This window comes from Azospirillum sp. UENF 312511 (assembly GCF_058780635.1).
This window is the reverse complement of sequence record NZ_JBSNCG010000003.1, coordinates 67,282-84,371: the sequence shown is the minus strand read 5'-3', so window position 1 is coordinate 84,371 and position 17,090 is coordinate 67,282. Positions and strand designations below refer to the sequence as shown.

Below are 17,090 nucleotides of genomic sequence, written 5' to 3'. Positions count from 1 at the left end.
AAAGAGCGTCAGGGTGTTGCCGTCACGCTCCGGCCGCTGCGCGCGTCCAGCGACCCGGCGGCCATGCGGTTGCGCATCGGGCGCAGGACGAACAGCGCCAGCACGGCGGCCAGCGCGTTGACCGCGGCGGCCAGCAGGAAGACCGCGTGCCAGCTTCCCGTCGCGTCGGCGATGATGTTGGCGAAGGGGATCAGCAGCGCCGCCGTGCCCTTGGCGGTGTAGAGCAGCCCGGCGTTGCTCGCCGCGAACTTCGACCCGAAGGTGTCGGCGCAGCAGGCCGGGAACAGGCTGTAGATTTCGCCCCAGGCGAAGAAGACCAGACCGGTCAGCAGCACGAAGGCCACCGGGTCGCGGCCGTAGAGGCTGAGCGCCACGATGCCCACCGCCTCGATGGCGAAGGCGATGAACATGGTGTTTTCGCGCCCGATGTGGTCGGACACCCAACCGAAGAAGGGGCGCGTCAGCCCGTTCAGCACCCGGTCGATGGACAGGGCGAAGGTCAGGGCGGGCAGGGTCAGGCCGAGGATGCTGACCGGCGCGTGGGCCAGCCCGAAGTCCTGGGCAATCGGGCCGAGCTGGGCCGTCGCCATCAGCCCGCCGCCGGCCACCATCACGAACATGGCGTACATGACCCAGAAGACCGGGGTGCGGACCATCTGGCTCGGCGTGTATTGCCGCTGCGCGGGCGGGGCGGCGAAGCCGCCGCGGGCGAGGGGAGCGGAGGGCGGGGCGACCAGCAGCCAGGCGAGCGCGAAGACCACGAGCCCCTGGCCCAGTCCGAAGGCCATGAAGGTCGCCTCGTAGCCCGAGGTCTCGATCATCGTGGCGATGGGCACCACCGTCAGGGCGGAGCCGGCTCCGAAGCCCGCCGCGGTGATGCCGGCGGCCAGACCGCGCCGGTCGGGGAACCATTTCAGCGCGTTGCCCACGCAGGTGCCATAGACGGCGCCCGCCCCGATGCCGCCGATGGCCGCCGCGACGTAGAGCACGAGCAGAGAATCCGCCACCGCGTTCAGCGCCCAGGAGGCGGCGCAGAGCACCGAGCCGAACAGCACGACGATCCGCGGGCCGAAGCGGTCCACGAACCAGCCCTCGACAGGCACCAGCCATGTTTCGGTGACGATGAAGATGGTGAAGGCCACCTGGATGGCCGCACGGCCCCAGCCGTGCTTGTCGTCGATGGGTTCGACGAAGAGGGTCCACCCGTACTGGAGATTGGCGATCATCGACATGCAGATGACGCCGGCAAGCAACTGCATCCAACGCCCGCCGACAGGCAGGGCGCTCCGCGCACCGGTTTGGCGCATATGGTTCCTCCCGGATGGGTCCGCGATCTCGTTCTTGTCCTGGCGCGCGCGGGGTGCGTTCGGTGCCCGACCGCTTCGCTTTATCCTTCGAACGGGGCGGCCCGGTTGGATGCTTGTGGCATGCCAGACGCCATATTCGTGATGCCTTGACGGTGAGTGTGGCGGATAATCCGTGGAGTCATCAACAAATTTTCGTGAGCGGGCGCCGCTCTGGCCGTAAGTGATATATCAAATCGGCCGGCGGCGCCCCACCCATCACAGGACCAGAACGGCGCGGAAGTCGTTGACGTTGGTCAGGGTCGGCCCGGTCACCAGCAGGTCGCCGAGCGCGCTGAAGAAGCTGTAGCCGTCGTTGTCGGCCAGCCGTTCCTTGGCGTTGACGCCGGCCTCGGCGGCGCGGGCCAGCGTGTCGGGGGAGAGCAGGGCGCCGGCGTTGTCCTCCGTCCCGTCGATGCCGTCGGTGTCGGCGGCCAGGGCGTGCACGCCCTTCATTCCGTCCAGCGCCACGGTCAGCGCCAGCAGGAACTCGGCGTTGCGCCCGCCGCGGCCCTTGCCGCGCACGGTCACCGTGGTCTCGCCGCCGGACAGCAGGACGCAGGGCTTGGCCGCGGGCTGGTCGTGCTCGACAATCTGGCGGGCGATGCCGGCATGGACCAGCGCCACCTCGCGCGACTCGCCCTCCAGAGCGTTGCCGAGGATGACCGGGGTGACGCCGGCCTTGCGGGCGACCTCCGCCGCGCGCTCCAGCGCCATCTGCGGGGTGGCGACGAGGATCGTGCTGACGCGCTCCAGCCGGGGGTCGCCGGGCTTCGGGCTCTCGTCGCGCCCGGCCAGCAGATGGTCCATGACCGGCTGCGGCGGGGTGATCCCGTACTTCTCCAGCACGGCCAGCGCGTCGGCGTAGCTGGTCGGGTCGGGCACGGTGGGGCCGGAGGCGATCACCGACAGGTCATCGCCCGGCACGTCCGAGATGACCAGCGAGACCACCCGCGCCTTGGTCGCCGCGGCCAGCCGCCCGCCCTTGATGGCGGACAGGTGCTTGCGCACGCAGTTCATCTCGGTGATGTTCGCGCCGGAGCGGAGCAGCGCCTTGGACACCGCCTGCTTGTCGGCCATGGAGATACCGGGCGCGGGCAGGGCGAGCAGGGCGGAGCCGCCGCCGGAGATCAGGCAGAGCATCAGGTCGTCGGGGCCGAGCGAGGCGGCGATGTCGAGGATGCGCTTTGCCGCCTGCTGGCCGGCCTCGTCGGGGACGGGGTGCGACGCCTCGACCACCTCGATCCGCTCGCAGGGCACGTTGTGGCCGTAGCGGGTGACGACCAGACCGGACAGCGGACCCTTCCAGTGATCCTCCACCGCCTTCGCCATGGAGGCCGCGGCCTTGCCGGCACCGACGACGACCGTGCGGCCCTTCGGCGGTTCCGGAAGATGCGGCGGCACGCACAGCGCCGGCTGCGCCGAAGCGACGGCGGCGCGGAACATGTCGGTCAGAAGCGCGCGGGGATCGGTGGTCGTCATGGTTCGGTTCTGTCCCTTCCCTGAGCCGCGCCGTTTGTCGGCGCCGGTCCTCATGTGCTGGGAATGCTAACGAATTTGGCGCAGGGGGCAATGGGGAGTGCTTTCACCCCTCTCACATCATGAGAGAGGGGGGCCGCAAAGCGGGCGGGTGAGGATGGCCCGAGGATCAGTCCCGTATTCTTGGCGGCACCCTCACCCTCCCATGCGGCGCATGGGCCCCTCCCTCTCCCGGGGCGGGAGAGGGAGAAAGAAACAGCCTCACTCCGCGGGTTCGGTCACGCGGTGGTTCTGGCCGATCTCGTGGTTGGCGAGCAGCTCCAGCGCGCGGACCATGCCGGAGTGGTCCCAGGCCTTGCCGCCCTGGGCGGCGCAGGCGTTGAACAGCTCCTGGCAGGTCGCCGTGTTGGGCAGCGACACACCGAGCGCGCGGGCGCCGGACAGGGCCAAGTTCAGGTCCTTCTGGTGCAGCTCGATGCGGAAGCCCGGATCGAAGGTGCGCTTCACCATGCGCTCGCCATGCACCTCCAGGATGCGCGAGGAGGCGAAGCCGCCCATCAGGGCCTGACGGACCTTCGCCGGGTCGGCGCCGGCCTTGGACGCGAACAGCAGGGCCTCGCCCACCGCCTCGATGGTCAGGGCGACAACGATCTGGTTGGCGACCTTCGTCGTCTGGCCGTCGCCGTTGCCGCCGACCAGCGTGATGTTCTTGCCCATCTTCTCGAACAGCGGCTTCACCGTCTCGAAGGCCTTGTCCGGCCCGCCGACCATGATGGTCAGCGAGGCGGCCTTGGCGCCGACCTCACCGCCGGACACCGGGGCGTCGAGGTAGTCGCAGCCCAGCTCGTTGATGCGCTGGGCGAAGGCCTTGGTCTCGATCGGGGAGATCGACGACATGTCCACGACGATCTTGCCGGCGGACAGACCCTCGGCGACGCCGTTCGGGCCGAACAGGGCGGCCTGCACATGGGGGGTGTCGGGGACCATCGTGAAGACGATGTCGGCCTTCTGCGCCACCTCGCGGCTGGAGCCGCAGGCCGTGACGCCCTTGGCGAGCAGGTCTTCCGGAGCCGGGTTGATGTCGTAGACGAACAGGGTGTGGCCGGCGTCGGCCAGATGACCGGCCATGGGGCGGCCCATGATGCCGAGACCGATGAATCCAACGTTCATGGCTGTGTCCTCAAATCTTCTGTGTTCGGGCGGTCGAAATGGGGTGGGCGATCAGGTGGCGGCCATTAGGCGGCGGCCCTCAGGCGGCTACGGTCTCGCCGGGGGTGGCGGCGCGCATCCAGCCCAGCCCTTCGCTGGTCCCCTTGGCCGGCTTGTATTCGCAGCCGACCCAGCCGTCGTAGCCGATCCGGTCGAGCGCCGCGAAGACGAAGGGGTAGTTGATCTCGCCGGTGCCCGGCTCGTTGCGGCCCGGATTGTCGGCGATCTGGACATGCGCGATCTTCGGCAGCAGGCGCTGTATGGTCGGGACGAGATCGCCCTCCATGATCTGCATGTGATAGACGTCGTACTGGATGAAGAGGTTGTCGGAGCCGACGGCCTCCAGAATCCGTTCCGCCTGCGCGGTGTTGGTCAGGTAGAAGCCCGGAATGTCGCGGGTGTTGATCGGCTCGATCAGGAAACGGATGCCGGCCTGCTTCAGCGCCTTGGCGGCGAAGGACAGGTTCTCGACGAAGGTGCGCTCCAGCGCGTCCGCCGCCACGCCCGCCGGGGCCTTGCCGGCGAGGCAGTTTATCTGCTTGCAGCCCAGCGCCGTGGCGTATTCGATGGCGCGGCCCACCCCGTCCTGGAACTCGCCGACGCGGTCCGGCAGGACGGCGATGCCGCGCTCGCCCGCGTCCCAGTCGCCCGCCGGCAGGTTGTGCAGGACCTGGGTCAGCCGGTTGGCGGCCAGCCGCTCGACCAGCGCGTCCTTCTCGAAGGCGTAGGGGAACAGATACTCGACGCCGGTGAAGCCGTCCTTCGCCGCCGCGGCGAAGCGGTCGAGGAAGGGCAACTCGTTGTAGAGCATCGTCAGGTTGGCGGCGAACTTGGGCATGTCTCTCTCCCGGATGTTCGTTTCGGGCCGGATGTTCGTTACAGGCTTGGCCGGTTGACGGTCAGGATCGAAGGGTGACGGTGGGGGCGTCAACGCGGGGATGACGCTTTTTCACCCTGCGGAACTGTGGATCTGGCGGAGCCGCTTGCCCCACCCTGACCCTCCCCCGCTTCGCAGGGGAGGGGATTTGGGCGCGCGGCGTGCCGATCAGACCCGCACCAGCTCCGGCTCGTCCGCGGGCACGTCCAGCACGTCCTCGAACTCGGTGATGTTGTTGATCTCCGTGCCCATGGCGATGTTGGTGACGCGCTCCAGGATGACCTCGACGACCACCGGGACCTGGAACTCGTCCATCCACTGCTGCGCTTGCGCGAAGGCGGATTGCAGGTTGTCCGGGTCGGTGACGCGGATCGCCTTGCAGCCCAGACCCTCGGCCACCGCGATGTGATCCACGCCGTAGACGCCGATCTCCGGGGCGTTGATGTTCTCGAAGGAGAGCTGGACCTGGAAGTCCATCTGGAAGGCGCGCTGCGCCTGCCGGATCAGCCCGAGATAGCTGTTGTTCACCAGAACGTGGATGTAGGGCAGCTTGAACTGGGCGCCCACCGCCAGCTCCTCGATCAGGAACTGGAAGTCGTAGTCACCGGACAGCGCGACGATCTTGCGCTTCGGATCGGCCACCCGCACGCCGAGCGCCGCCGGCAGGGTCCAGCCGAGCGGGCCGGCCTGACCGCAATTGATCCAATGGCGCGGCTTGTAGACGTGCAGGAACTGTGCGCCGGCAATCTGCGACAGGCCGATGGTCGAGACGTAGCAGACGTCCTCGCCGAAGGCGCTGTTCATCTCCTGATAGACGCGCTGCGGCTTGATCGGCACGTTGGCGAAGTCGGACCGGCGCAGCATGGAGCGCTTGCGGACTTGGCAGGTCTTCACCCACTCCGACCAGTCGCGCAGCTTGCCGGCGGCCTTCCACTCCTTCGCCACCTCGATGAAGAGGTCGAGCGCCGCCCCGGCGTCGGACACGATGCCCAGGTCCGGCGCGAAGACGCGGCCGATCTGGGTCGGCTCGATGTCCACATGCACGAACTTGCGGCCCTTGGTGTAGACGTCGACCGAGCCGGTGTGGCGGTTGGCCCAGCGGTTGCCGATGCCCAGCACGAAGTCCGACGCCAGCATGGCGGCGTTGCCGTAGCGGTGGGCGGTCTGCAAACCGACCATGCCGGCCATCAGCGGGTGATCGTCCGGAATGGCGCCCCAGGCCATCAGGGTCGGGATGACCGGCAGGCCGGCGATCTCGGCGAACTCGACCAGACGGTCGCTGGCGTCGGCGTTGATGATGCCGCCGCCGGCCACCAGCAGCGGACGCTCCGCCGCGTTCAGCATGGCCAGAGCCTTCTCCACCTGGGCGCGGGTCGCCGCCGGCTTGTAGGTGGGCAGCGGCTCGTAGGCGTCGGGATCGAACTCGATCTCGGCCATCTGCACGTCGATCGGCAGGTCGAGCAGCACCGGGCCGGGACGGCCGGAGCGCATCAGATGGAAGGCTTGCTGGAAGGCGTAGGGGACCTGCCCCGGCTCCAGCACGGTGACCGCCCACTTGGCGACCGGCTTGGCGATGGACGGGATGTCCACGGCCTGGAAATCCTCCTTGTGCAGGCGGGCGCGCGGCGCCTGGCCGGTGATGCACAGGATCGGAATGGAGTCGGCGGAGGCCGAATAGAGGCCCGTGATCATGTCGGTGCCGGCGGGGCCGGAGGTGCCGATGCACACGCCGATGTTGCCGGCCTTGGCGCGCGTGTAGCCTTCGGCCATATGCGAAGCGCCCTCGACATGGCGCGCAAGAACGTGGCCGATGCGGCCGTTGCGTTGCAGCGCCGCGTAGAACGGATTGATGGCCGCTCCGGGGACGCCAAAGCAAACGGACACGCCTTCCTTTTCCAGGACATGCACCGCCGCTTCAATCGCCATCATCCTAGCCATGGCTTGGTCTCCTCCCTCGCGTAACGGGTCGCTGTTGCGTTGGATTGAGCTTTCATCAGCGGGGCGGCTATTGGCAAAATGTTGGCGAATCCTTTCCGCGTGATGGAAATCGCGCCGAACGGGGCAGTCCTTCACGGTGCTTCGGACAATTATGCTGCACTTGCACAGTCCCGATGGCGCTGTCATCGTGAGCGGATGATGGCGATCCCGAGTCCCCGCCTCCTGGCGATCACGGACCGGCGGCAGGCGGCGCAGCCCCTGCCGGATCTGGCGGCGCGCCTGTTCGCCGGCGGGCTGCGCTGGCTGTCGCTGCGCGAGAAGGATCTGGACGAGTCGCGGCAGGTCGCCCTGGCCCACGCGCTGGTGGAGCGGGCGCGGCCCTGGGGAGCCGTGGTCACGCTGCACGGCGATCCGGATCTGGCGCTGGCCGCGGGGACGGACGGGGTGCATCTGCCGGAAGGAGCCGATGTGGCGGCGGCGCGGCGGCGGCTTGGTCCCGGCGCGCTGGTCGGGCTCTCGACCCACGACGCGGAGGGGATTCGGCGGGCCGCGGCGGGCGGGGCGGACTACGTCACTCTGTCGCCCGTCTTTCCATCGCCGAGCAAGCCAGGCTACGGCCCGCCGATCGGAACGGAGGCGCTGAGACGCTTGGCCGCGGAGTCCCCGCTGCCCATCATTGCGCTTGGCGGCGTGGAGTCGGGCACTATCGGAGACTGTCTGGCCGCGGGAGCCGCCGGAGTGGCGGTCATGGGCACGGCGATGCGGACACCGGACCGCCTGCCCGAATTGCTCAAGGCCTTGAAAGGTGGACAACCGTAAGGACGAGCGGCGGGCGGAGCCACCCTATCTTTATCGTAATCCTGGACTTTTCAGCCCGAAATGTGCATCTGGTATCTCATATACGAAAACGATGCGATGCCTTTCGCACGACCGGGCCGGCGCACAGTGGGGTGTTTCCGGACGGCCAGCATTGAGGAACGGTGCCGACCATGAACCCTCCGCCGATCAACGTCCAGCCGCTCGACACCGGAACGACCTTCCGCAGCCAAGCGTACCATGCGTTGAAGCAAGCCATCTCGCAAATGGACATCTACGACCATAACGACGAGATCCGGCTTGAGGAGCGGCAGCTCAGCGAGTTGCTGGGCGTCAGCCGGACGCCGATCCGCGAGGCGCTGACCCTGCTGGAGCAGGAGGGGTTCATCCGCCTCCAGCCGCGCCGGGGCATCTTCGTCATCCGCAAGACCAAGGCCGAGATCGTCGAGATGATCCAGGTCTGGGCGGCGCTGGAGAGCATGGCCGGACGGATGGTCGCGACGCAGGCCACCGACGAGGACATCCGCACCCTGTGGGACCTGTTCCGCAACTTCGAGATGCGGAACCCCAAGGAGCATGTCAACGAATACTCCGACGCCAACATCGCCTTCCACAAGAGCATCATCCGGCTCAGCGGGTCCAAGCTGATCCAGGAGATGACCGACAACCTGTTCATCCACATCCGCGCGATCCGCAAGCTGACCATCGGTCAGGACAACCGGGCGGAGCGGTCGATCAACGACCACAAGGAAATCATCAAGGCCCTGGAACGCCGCGACGTCGATCAGGCCGAACACCTGATCCGCGACCACACTCTGGGTCTGGCGGCGCACGTCGAGAAGCATTGCGACTTCCTGGAGTAAGGGGCGATTTCCTGGAGTGAGGGTGCCCCGCCCCCGGTGAGGGGGAGGGGGCACGGACACGGGCGTCAGACCGGCTCGTGGAGCTTCGCGGTCGTCACGCTGTTCAGACCGTTCGCGGTGATCGTGACCACGCGCAGGCTGTTGGTGGTGCCGGGCGTTCCGAAGGGGACGCCCGCCGTCACGATCAGGGACTGGCCGGGGGCGCCGATGCCCTCCTGAGCGGCGACGAGGCTCGCCCGCTCGACCATCTCCGCGAAATTCGCCACGTCGGCGGTCCAGACCGGATGGACGCCCCAGGCCAGCGACAGCAGGCGGGCAGTCCCGCGTTCGGCGCTGAGGCCGAGGATCGGCACGGTCGGCCGCTCGCGCGAGGCGCGGCGCGCGGTGGAACCGGTGCTGGTGAAGGTGGCGATGCCGGCGGCCGAGATGGTCTCGGCGATCTGGCGCGCCGCGGCGGACAGGGCGTCCGGGGTGGTCGCCTCCGGACTCGGATGTTCGGAGTCCATGATGCGGCGGTAGAGGGGATCGCGCTCCACCCGGCGGATGATGCGGTCCATCATCGCCACGGCCTCCACCGGATGCTTGCCCGACGCGGATTCCGCCGACAGCATCACGGCGTCCGACCCGTCATAGACGGCGGTCGCCACGTCCGACGCCTCGGCGCGCGTCGGCGTCGGCTCGGTGATCATGGATTCCAGCATCTGCGTGGCGACGATCACCGGCTTGCCGGCGGCGCGGCTCAGGCGGATCATCCGCTTCTGCAGGCCGGGCACGTCCTCCGGCGGCAGTTCCACGCCGAGGTCGCCGCGGGCCACCATCACCGCGTCCGACAGGGCGATGATCTCCTCCAGCCGGGGCAGGGCGGCGGGCTTCTCCACCTTGGTCATGATGTGGGCGCGGTCGCCGATCAGGGCGCGCGCCTCCAGGATATCCTCGGGCCGCTGCACGAAGCTGAGGCCGATCCAATCCACGCCCAGCGTCAGGCCGAACTGCAGGTCGCTGCGGTCCTTCTCCGACAGGGCGCTGAGGGCCAGCGTGGTGCCGGGGACGTTCATGCCCTTTCGATCGGACAGCGTGCCGCCGACCATGACCTCGGTCTCGGCGTGGTCGGGGCCGCAGCTCAGCACGCGCAGGCGCATGCGCCCGTCGTTCAGCAGAAGCTCGTGGCCCGGCTCCAGGCTGGCGAAGATCTCTGGATGCGGGACGCAGACGCGGCTGCGGTCGCCGGGGGTCGGGTCGAGGTCGAGGCGGAAGCGGTCGCCGCCGGCCAGGATCACCGCCACCTCCTTGAAGGTGCCGACGCGCAGCTTCGGACCCTGAAGATCGAGAAGCACGCCGATGGGGCGCCCGACCGTCTCCTCGACCGCGCGGATCTGGCGGTAGCGCTCGGCGTGGTCGCGCTGCGTGCCGTGGCTGGCGTTCAGGCGGAAGACATCCACGCCGGCCTCGGCGAGGGCGAAGATCTGGCTGTAGGTCGAGCTGGCCGGCCCCAGAGTGGCGACGATCTTGGTGCTGCGGTTGCGCTGCATGGCGCGGGCCTCCTGAGAGGGCGATGACTTGACAATGACTGGGTGGTGCTTGGGGTGATGCTGCGACCGGGGCAGGGCGGGGGTCAAACCGCCGCTATGGCTTTTCCACATAGCGGGAAGTCACACGGTTGGTTTGACCGGGGGTGAGCCCTGGGCCGACACTGGGCGCCCGCGATCAGCCAGGACGATGCCATGAACACGCCTGTCGAGCCGCTTTCCGCCGCCGGCCTGATCCTTCTGCGCGACAGCGTGGACGGGCTGGAGGTCTTCATGATCCAGCGCCACCGCGACCTTCGCTTCGCGCCCGGCGCCACGGTGTTTCCCGGCGGGCGGCTGGACGCGGAGGACAGCGAGCTGCCCTGGCGGGAATTGTCCCTGCCGCTGACCGACGACATGCCGCAGCGGATGGCCGCGATCCGCGAGGCGTTCGAGGAATGCGGCCTCCTGCTGGCCGGCGGCACGGTGGACGCCGCCCTTCTCGACGGGCTGCGCAGCGCGTCGGGCGGGACCTTCCTGGACCGGCTGCTGGCCGCGGGGCTGGAGCCGGACGTGGCGGCGCTGGTGCCCTTCGCCCGTTGGGTCACGCCGGAGAGCGTGTGGCGGCGCTACGACACCCTGTTCTTCCTCGCCAAGGCGCCGCCGCGCCAGACTGCCGTGGTCGACGGGGTGGAGGCGGTCGCCGGATTCTGGGGCACGCCGCGGGCCATCCTGGTCGAGGCGGAGGCGGAGCGGCTGTCGCTGGTCTTCGCCACCCGCATGACCCTGCTGCGTCTGGCCGGCTGCCGCACGGTCCGGCACGCGATGGAGGAGGCCGCGCGCTTCCACCCCCTGACGGCCATTGTGCCCCGTCCCGCCGACACCCCTGAGGGGCCGGTGCTGCGCATCCCGGACGGGCTCGGCTATCCCCTGACGCAGGTCCCCCTGGAGCAGGCGCGGCTGGGCTGATCGCCTGAGACCGCCGCGCATTTCCAACCAGAATTTCCGAGCAACAATTCGCCTAAAATTCCGCTATGCGGAATTTCCCGTGCCTTTTTTCGCCGCCGAAGCGTTATCGTCGCAAATGCGACTATTTGTGCATTGCACTCAGTTCGTAAAGTGGCAATATGAAGAAATAAGATATCGGTTTGACCGGAGAAATTTTCCGTTCATGTCCACAGGGTGCCTGAACACCACGCCGACGCGAGGATAGGTCCATGCTCCACCAGTCCATCATCCAAGGCTCCACCGACACCAACGGCGCCATCGCCGTCGGTGCCGCCGTGGTTGCCGGGCACCCGGCGCTGCCGGCGGCCAATGGACAGGCAGCCGGTGGACAGCGGTGGGTCTACGCCTTCGGCGGTGGCGGTGCGGAGGGGCACGGCGGCATGCTGGCGGAGCTGGGCGGCAAGGGCGCCGGGCTGGCCGAGATGGCGCGGCTGGAGGTGCCGGTGCCGCCGGGCTTCACCATTGTGGCGGAGGCCAGCCGCCGGCACCGCGCCGGGCAGGGCGGCTTTCCCGCCGGACTGACGGCCCAGGTGGAGGAGGCACTGACCCGGCTGGAAGCCGTGGCGGGCGCCCGCTTCGGTGGGTCGGAGAACCCGCTGCTGGTGTCCGTGCGGTCGGGCGCGCGGGCCTCGATGCCCGGCATGATGGACACGATCCTGAATCTCGGCCTGACCGACGCGACGGTGGCGGGGCTGGCGGCGCGGAGCGGCGACGCCCGCTTCGCCTACGACTGCTACCGCCGGCTGATCCAGACCTACGGCACGGTGGTGCAGGGGGTTGGCGCCCACGTCTTCGACGCGGCGCTGGAGGCCTACAAGGAAATGCGCGGGCTGACCCGCGACGCCGACCTGGGCGCCTCCGACTGGCGCGCTGTGGCCGCCTCCTACCGCGCGGTGATCGAGCGCGAAGCAGGGGAGCCCTTCCCGCAGGACGCGCGGACCCAGCTCTTCGCCGCCATCGCGGCCATCTTCCGCTCCTGGAGCAACGCCCGCGCCGTGGCCTTCCGGGCGGTGCACGGCATTCCCGACGACTGGGGCACCGCGGCGACCGTGCAGGCGATGGTGTTCGGCAACCGCGGCAGCGCCTCCGGCACCGGCGTCGCCCACAGCCGCGATCCCTCCACCGGCGAGGCCGTGCTGTGCGGCGAGTTCCTGGCCGACGCCCAGGGGGAGGACATCGTGTCCGGCCTGCGCACCCCGGGGCCGCTGACCGGCGCCGACGCGTCCCTTGAGGCGGTCGCCCCCGAGGCATTCGCCGAGCTGGGCCGCATCGCCGACCGTCTGGAGCGCCATTTCGGCGACATGCAAGAGATCGAATTCACCGTTCAGCAGGGGCGCCTGTTCATCCTCCAGTCGCGCGCCGGCAAGCGGACGCCGGAGGCGGGAGTGCGCATCGCCACGGAAATGGCGCAGGCCGGCATCATTTCGCGGGCCGAGGCGGTGCAGCGCGCCGACCTGCCGGCGTTGGCGGACAGCCTGCGCCCCATTCCAGATCCGGACGCGCCCCGCGAGGTGATCGCCCGTGGCCTGCCGGCCTCCTCCGGTGCTGCCACGGGTGCCGCGGTCTTCACGTCGGACGAGGCGGTCCGGCTGGCGGCGGAGGGCGTGGCGGTGGTGCTGTGCCGTCCGGAAACCTCTCCCCACGACGTGCACGGCATGCAGGTGGCTTGCGCGGTGGTGACCGCCCGTGGCGGGGCGACCAGCCATGCCGCCACCGTCGCCCGTGCCATGGGGCTGCCCTGCGTCACCGGAGCGCGCATGCTGCGCGTCGATCCGGCGGCTGGCGTGATGACCGTGGGCGATCTGACCGTCCGGGCGGGTGAGATCATCACCGTGGACGGCGGGGCGGGGCATGTGATCCTGGGCAGCGTGCCGATGATCCGCCCCGAGCCGCCGGAAGCCGTGGCCCTGCTGCTGCGCTGGGCCGAGGGGGCTGACGAGGGCGTTGGCGCGTGATGGTTTGAAGCCATGAAAAAGGCCCGTCGTCCGAGGGGACGACGGGCCTTTTCGCTTCCGGGCCGCGGTCAGTGCGCGTAGAGCGGGGTATCCTGCGCCGGGGGCTGGGCGTGGGCGACCATCTCAGTGAGCTGGAGCTTGGTGAAGTCGCGGGCGCTGACGACGCCGACCAGCGTGGCGCCGTCGAGCACCGGCAGATGGCGGATGTGGTGGCGGTCCATCAGCTCCAGAGCGTGGACGAGGCTGTCGTCGGGCGAGCAGGTCTGCGGCGCGCGTGACATCAGCATGAAGACCGGCGTCTTCAGGACGGACGCGCCGCGCTCCAGCAGCGCATAGACCACGTCGCGCTCCGACAGCATGCCGGCTACAGCGTTGCCCTCGGTCCGGCAGACGTCCTTGACCACCAGGGCGCTGATGTTCTCCGACCGCATCAGCCGGATCGCCTCCTCGATGGTTTCGCCGGAACGGACGGTGACGACGCGGGATTCCTTGGTCCGAAGAATGTCGGCGACTTTCATGGCGAGCCCTCCACCAGACAGCGGGTTGCGTAAGCGCGCCCTGCACGGAGACCCCCGCGGGGGACCGGAGCTTGACCGGTGGAACCGCGTCGGGCCGGTCGAAGGCCGTCGGCGGCACCTGGGCATCGGGCAGTGGCAGGTGATGGATATTTGGTATACCAGATGCCACGGCACGTCAATGGCTAATGTAGCAAACAATCAGCGAAATCGCATTTTTCGTGCGACGCGTTTATTGAACCGCGCAGCCACAGTCTCGGCGTTCATCCGCCTCCTATGGCGTTTGTCAGGGTGCCCACAACGATAGCTGGCATGCCAAATACATAAAGAAGCTGACGGTGGGGGTGCGATGCTTGCCATGGTGCTGCTGATGGTCGCGGCGTTCGCGTCGGGCGTTCTCAACGCGGTCGCCGGGGGCGGGGCCTTCATCACCTTTCCGGCGCTGCTGTTCGCCGGGGTGCCGCCGGTCAGCGCCAACGTGTCGAGCACCGTCGCCCTGTTCCCCGGCCAGATGGCCAGCGCCTGGGCCTACCGCAACGAGATCCGTGGCGTGACGGAGGTCAGCGTCACCGCCTTCTCCGTGGTCAGCCTCGTCGGCGGGGTGGTCGGGGCGATTCTTCTGCTGACCACGCCGGACCGCGCCTTCGCCGGGCTGGTGCCCTGGCTTCTCCTGTTCGCGACGGCGGTCTTCGCGGTGGGCAGCTTCATGCCGGCGCTGGCCGCCCGGCTGCGGCTGAGCGGTCGCTCCGTTCTGGTCGTGCAGTTCGTCATCGCCATCTACGGCGGCTATTTCGGTGGTGGAATCGGCTTCCTGATGCTGGCGGCGCTGACCCTGTTCGGCCTGCGCGACATCCACGCCATGAACGGTCTGCGCATCCTGCTGGCCGCGCTGATGAACGGCGCGGCGGTGGCAGCCTTCTGCCTGTCCGACGCGGTGTCCTGGCCGGAAACCGCCGTCATGGCGGTGTCGGCCATCGCCGGCGGCTATGCCGGCGCCCACGCGGCGAAGCGGGTCAGCCGCGACGTGATGAAATGGGTGGTGGTGTCGATCGGCGTGGGGCTGACCCTGTACTTCTTCATCAGGGGCGCCGGAGCCTGAGGGCGCCCCACGCCGGCGCCGGTCAGGGCTGGCCGGAGATGGTGATCGGGCGCAGTCCCTTGGCGTAGCTCTTCCACCGCTGCTGGTAGACGGCGGCGGGGGCGCGCATGCGCTCCACATCCTCGTCCGACAGCGTGCGCACCACCTTGCCCGGCGCGCCGAGCACCAGCGAGCGGTCGGGGATCTCCTTGCCCTCGGCGATGAAGGCGTGGGCGCCGATCAGACAATCGCGGCCGATGCGGGCGCCGTTGAGGACGGTGGCGCCGATGCCGATCAGGCTGCCGTCGCCGACGGTGCAGCCGTGCACCATCGCCAGATGTCCGATGGTCACGTTCCTGCCGATGAGCAGCGGGAAGCCTGGATCGACGTGGAGGACGGCGTTGTCCTGGACGTTGCTGCCGGCGCCGATGTGGATGCGCTCCTCTTCGGCGCGCATGACCGCGCCCCACCAGACGGACACGTCCTCCTCCAGCAGGATGTCGCCGACGACGGTGGCGCTGGGAGCCACCCAGCAGTGGGGCGACAATTGCGGGACCTTGTCGTTGAAGGCGTAGATCACCCGTTCCTCCTTCATTCTTCGTCTGGGCATCCTACCGCGGAACAGACCGCCGGCGTGAGAATGCTGCACTGCGCTATACCCATAAGAAAATTACGTGATAGGATGGGGCGCCTGGTTCCCGACCCGTGTGAGGACTCCCATGCCGCTTTACTCCTACCGCTGCACCGCCTGCGACCACGACTTCGAAGCGCTGGTGCGCTCGTCGGATACGCCCGTCTGCGCCTCCTGCGGATCGGCGGCGCTGGAGCGGAAGGTGGCGCGCATTGCGCCGGACACCAAGGCCGACAAGTTCCTGAACACCGCCCGCCGCGCCGCCGCCGCGGAGGGCCATTTCAGCAACTACAGCAAGGCGGAACGCTCGCGCATTTAGCGCGGCGCTCACGTCCCTTCCGGTATCCCGTATTTCCGCAGCTTGTTCGCGATCATCGTGTGCGAGGTGTGGAGCCGGGCGGCCAGCTTGCGGCTCGACGGGTAGCGCGGGTAGAGGCGGCGCAGCAGGCCGCGCTCGAACGCCGCCGCCGCCTCGTCCCAACTGGACGGCTCGGCGGGCTCGCCGCCGGTTTCGGCGTCCATGCGCGCCCCGGCCAACTCTAGGTCCGCAGTGTCGAGATAGGCGCCGTCGCTCATCGTCACGGCGCGGAAGATGACGTTCTCCAACTGGCGGACGTTGCCCGGCCAGGGGTTGGCGAGCAGGGCGGCGCTGGCCGCCACGGTCAGCCGGCAGGGCGGGCGGCGGGCCTGGGCGCAGGCGCGGGCGATGAAGTGCCGGGCGAGCAGGAGGATGTCGTCGCCGCGCTCGCGCAGCGCCGGGACTTGGAGCGACAGCACGTTCAGCCGGTAGAACAGGTCCTCGCGGAAGCTGTGCTCGGCGACCATGGCGTCGAGGTCGCGGTGGGTGGCGCTGACCACGCGCACGTCCACCGTCTGCTCGCGGTCGCCGCCGACGCGGCGGAAGCGCCCGTCGTTCAGGAAGCGCAGCAGCTTGGCCTGGAGGTAGGGCGACATCTCCCCGATCTCGTCGAGGAAGACGGTGCCGCCGTGGGCCAGTTCCAAAAGGCCGGGCTTGCCGCCGCGCTGCGCCCCGGTGAAGGAGCCGGGGGCGTAGCCGAACAACTCGCTCTCCGCCAGACTCTCCGGAACGGCGGCGCAGTTCAGCGCCAGGAAGGGCTTGTCGCGGCGCGGGCTGGCGCGGTGGCAGGCGTGGGCGATCAACTCCTTGCCGGTGCCCGTCTCGCCCAGGATCAGCAGCGGCGCGTCCACCGCCGCGACCCGCGCCGCCCGCGCCTTCAGCGAGCGGACCGGGGCGGACTCGCCGAGGATACGGTCGAAGCCGCCCTCGTCGAAATTCTGCAGCGCGTTCAGCCGCTCGCCCAGCCGGCTCGGCGCGAACAGGGTGACCACCCCGCCGGCGGAGCGCCCGTCCTCCACGATGGGCGTGGCGTCCAGCAGAAAGGGCTGGCCGTTCAGCGTGACCTCCTGCCCGGCAGCGAGGCGGAATCCGTTGTCCACCAGCAGGTCGGACAGCTCGGCGTCGCCGAACAGCCGCCCGAAGTCGGCGCCGGTCAGGGCGGCCTCGCTGCGCCCGGCGACCGTCGCGGCGGCGGCGTTCGCCACCACGATGCGGCAGGCGCGGTCCACCGCCAGAACCGGGTCGGGCAGTGCGGCCAGCAGGGCGTCCAGATGCAGCCGTCGCCGCGTGCCGGGCAGGATGTCGATGGGGGTGACGGACTCCACTCCCGGCACGGCGCGCAGCGCGGCGTCGAGCGCGCCGAAACCCGGCACGTCCAGCTCCGGCGCGTCGATGTGGATGTGCGGCGGGTCCACTTCCACCGCCACGACGTTCAGGCGCCGCTTGGCGAGAACGGCCAGGATCTCGTGGGCGATGCCGACCCGGTCGGCAAACAGGACGTCGATGCGCATGGCT

The 17,090-nt window shown here is 69.2% G+C and carries 15 protein-coding genes; 6 read left to right on the top strand and 9 right to left on the bottom strand.

Going from position 1 to position 17,090, the window contains the following annotated elements:
* Positions 1–8: 8 nt before the first annotated feature.
* The 5 genes from oxlT to gcl form a co-directional block, all read right to left on the bottom strand.
* Entirely contained in the window at positions 9–1,307 is a 1,299-nt protein-coding gene (gene oxlT / locus ACWPN7_RS11715; protein WP_137114424.1) for an oxalate/formate MFS antiporter, read from the bottom strand.
* A gap of 255 nt (positions 1,308–1,562) precedes the next feature.
* On the bottom strand, positions 1,563–2,825 hold the full coding sequence (locus ACWPN7_RS11710; RefSeq protein ID WP_149651609.1) for a glycerate kinase type-2 family protein: 1,263 nt from the start codon (positions 2,823–2,825) through the stop codon (positions 1,563–1,565).
* A 258-nt stretch (positions 2,826–3,083) separates the two neighbouring features.
* Positions 3,084–3,992 carry a 2-hydroxy-3-oxopropionate reductase gene (gene glxR / locus ACWPN7_RS11705; protein ID WP_200476052.1) on the bottom strand — a complete coding sequence of 303 codons (909 nt, stop codon included), beginning with the start codon at positions 3,990–3,992 and terminating at the stop codon, positions 3,084–3,086.
* 79 nt (positions 3,993–4,071) lie between these two features.
* Positions 4,072–4,869, bottom strand: a complete 798-nt coding sequence (gene hyi, locus ACWPN7_RS11700; protein ID WP_038528102.1) for a hydroxypyruvate isomerase — start codon at positions 4,867–4,869, stop codon at positions 4,072–4,074.
* Positions 4,870–5,076: 207 nt separating this feature from the next.
* Complete coding sequence (gcl, locus tag ACWPN7_RS11695) at positions 5,077–6,846, bottom strand: glyoxylate carboligase (RefSeq protein WP_103040958.1); 1,770 nt, start codon at positions 6,844–6,846, stop codon at positions 5,077–5,079.
* A 198-nt stretch (positions 6,847–7,044) separates the two neighbouring features.
* Between gcl and ACWPN7_RS11690 the strand changes: the two genes are divergently transcribed.
* On the top strand, positions 7,045–7,665 hold the full coding sequence (locus tag ACWPN7_RS11690; RefSeq protein WP_051658082.1) for a thiamine phosphate synthase: 621 nt from the start codon (positions 7,045–7,047) through the stop codon (positions 7,663–7,665).
* A gap of 170 nt (positions 7,666–7,835) precedes the next feature.
* A complete protein-coding gene (locus ACWPN7_RS11685) occupies positions 7,836–8,525 on the top strand; it encodes a GntR family transcriptional regulator (RefSeq protein ID WP_014240292.1) in 690 nt (229 codons plus the stop codon).
* 65 nt (positions 8,526–8,590) lie between these two features.
* Here ACWPN7_RS11685 and pyk read toward each other — a convergent pair whose 3' ends face one another.
* Entirely contained in the window at positions 8,591–10,054 is a 1,464-nt protein-coding gene (gene pyk, locus ACWPN7_RS11680) for a pyruvate kinase (protein ID WP_038528090.1), read from the bottom strand.
* A 192-nt stretch (positions 10,055–10,246) separates the two neighbouring features.
* On the opposite strand from pyk, the gene ACWPN7_RS11675 reads away from it, so the two are divergent.
* Both ACWPN7_RS11675 and ACWPN7_RS11670 read left to right on the top strand, forming a co-directional pair.
* Positions 10,247–10,999 (top strand): NUDIX hydrolase, encoded by a 753-nt coding sequence (locus ACWPN7_RS11675; RefSeq protein WP_459198057.1) that lies wholly within the window; start codon positions 10,247–10,249, stop codon positions 10,997–10,999.
* A 248-nt stretch (positions 11,000–11,247) separates the two neighbouring features.
* Positions 11,248–12,993, top strand: coding sequence for a PEP/pyruvate-binding domain-containing protein (locus tag ACWPN7_RS11670; RefSeq protein WP_459198058.1), 1,746 nt, complete (start codon positions 11,248–11,250; stop codon positions 12,991–12,993).
* A gap of 68 nt (positions 12,994–13,061) precedes the next feature.
* On the opposite strand, the gene ACWPN7_RS11665 is transcribed toward ACWPN7_RS11670, so the two are convergent.
* On the bottom strand, positions 13,062–13,511 hold the full coding sequence (locus ACWPN7_RS11665; RefSeq protein WP_038528081.1) for a CBS domain-containing protein: 450 nt from the start codon (positions 13,509–13,511) through the stop codon (positions 13,062–13,064).
* A gap of 346 nt (positions 13,512–13,857) precedes the next feature.
* Here ACWPN7_RS11665 and ACWPN7_RS11660 point away from each other — a divergent pair, with 346 nt between their 5' ends.
* The gene (locus ACWPN7_RS11660; RefSeq protein ID WP_014240297.1) at positions 13,858–14,607 is read left to right on the top strand and encodes a sulfite exporter TauE/SafE family protein; all 750 of its coding nucleotides are present in this window, start codon (positions 13,858–13,860) and stop codon (positions 14,605–14,607) included.
* Positions 14,608–14,629: 22 nt separating this feature from the next.
* On the opposite strand, the gene ACWPN7_RS11655 is transcribed toward ACWPN7_RS11660, so the two are convergent.
* Positions 14,630–15,181, bottom strand: coding sequence for a gamma carbonic anhydrase family protein (locus tag ACWPN7_RS11655; RefSeq protein WP_149651603.1), 552 nt, complete (start codon positions 15,179–15,181; stop codon positions 14,630–14,632).
* Positions 15,182–15,305: 124 nt separating this feature from the next.
* Between ACWPN7_RS11655 and ACWPN7_RS11650 the strand changes: the two genes are divergently transcribed.
* Positions 15,306–15,536 (top strand): FmdB family zinc ribbon protein, encoded by a 231-nt coding sequence (locus tag ACWPN7_RS11650; RefSeq protein ID WP_094306268.1) that lies wholly within the window; start codon positions 15,306–15,308, stop codon positions 15,534–15,536.
* A gap of 8 nt (positions 15,537–15,544) precedes the next feature.
* On the opposite strand, the gene ACWPN7_RS11645 is transcribed toward ACWPN7_RS11650, so the two are convergent.
* Positions 15,545–17,086 carry a sigma-54-dependent transcriptional regulator gene (locus ACWPN7_RS11645; RefSeq protein WP_149651602.1) on the bottom strand — a complete coding sequence of 514 codons (1,542 nt, stop codon included), beginning with the start codon at positions 17,084–17,086 and terminating at the stop codon, positions 15,545–15,547.
* Between the last annotated feature and the right edge of the window lie 4 nt (positions 17,087–17,090).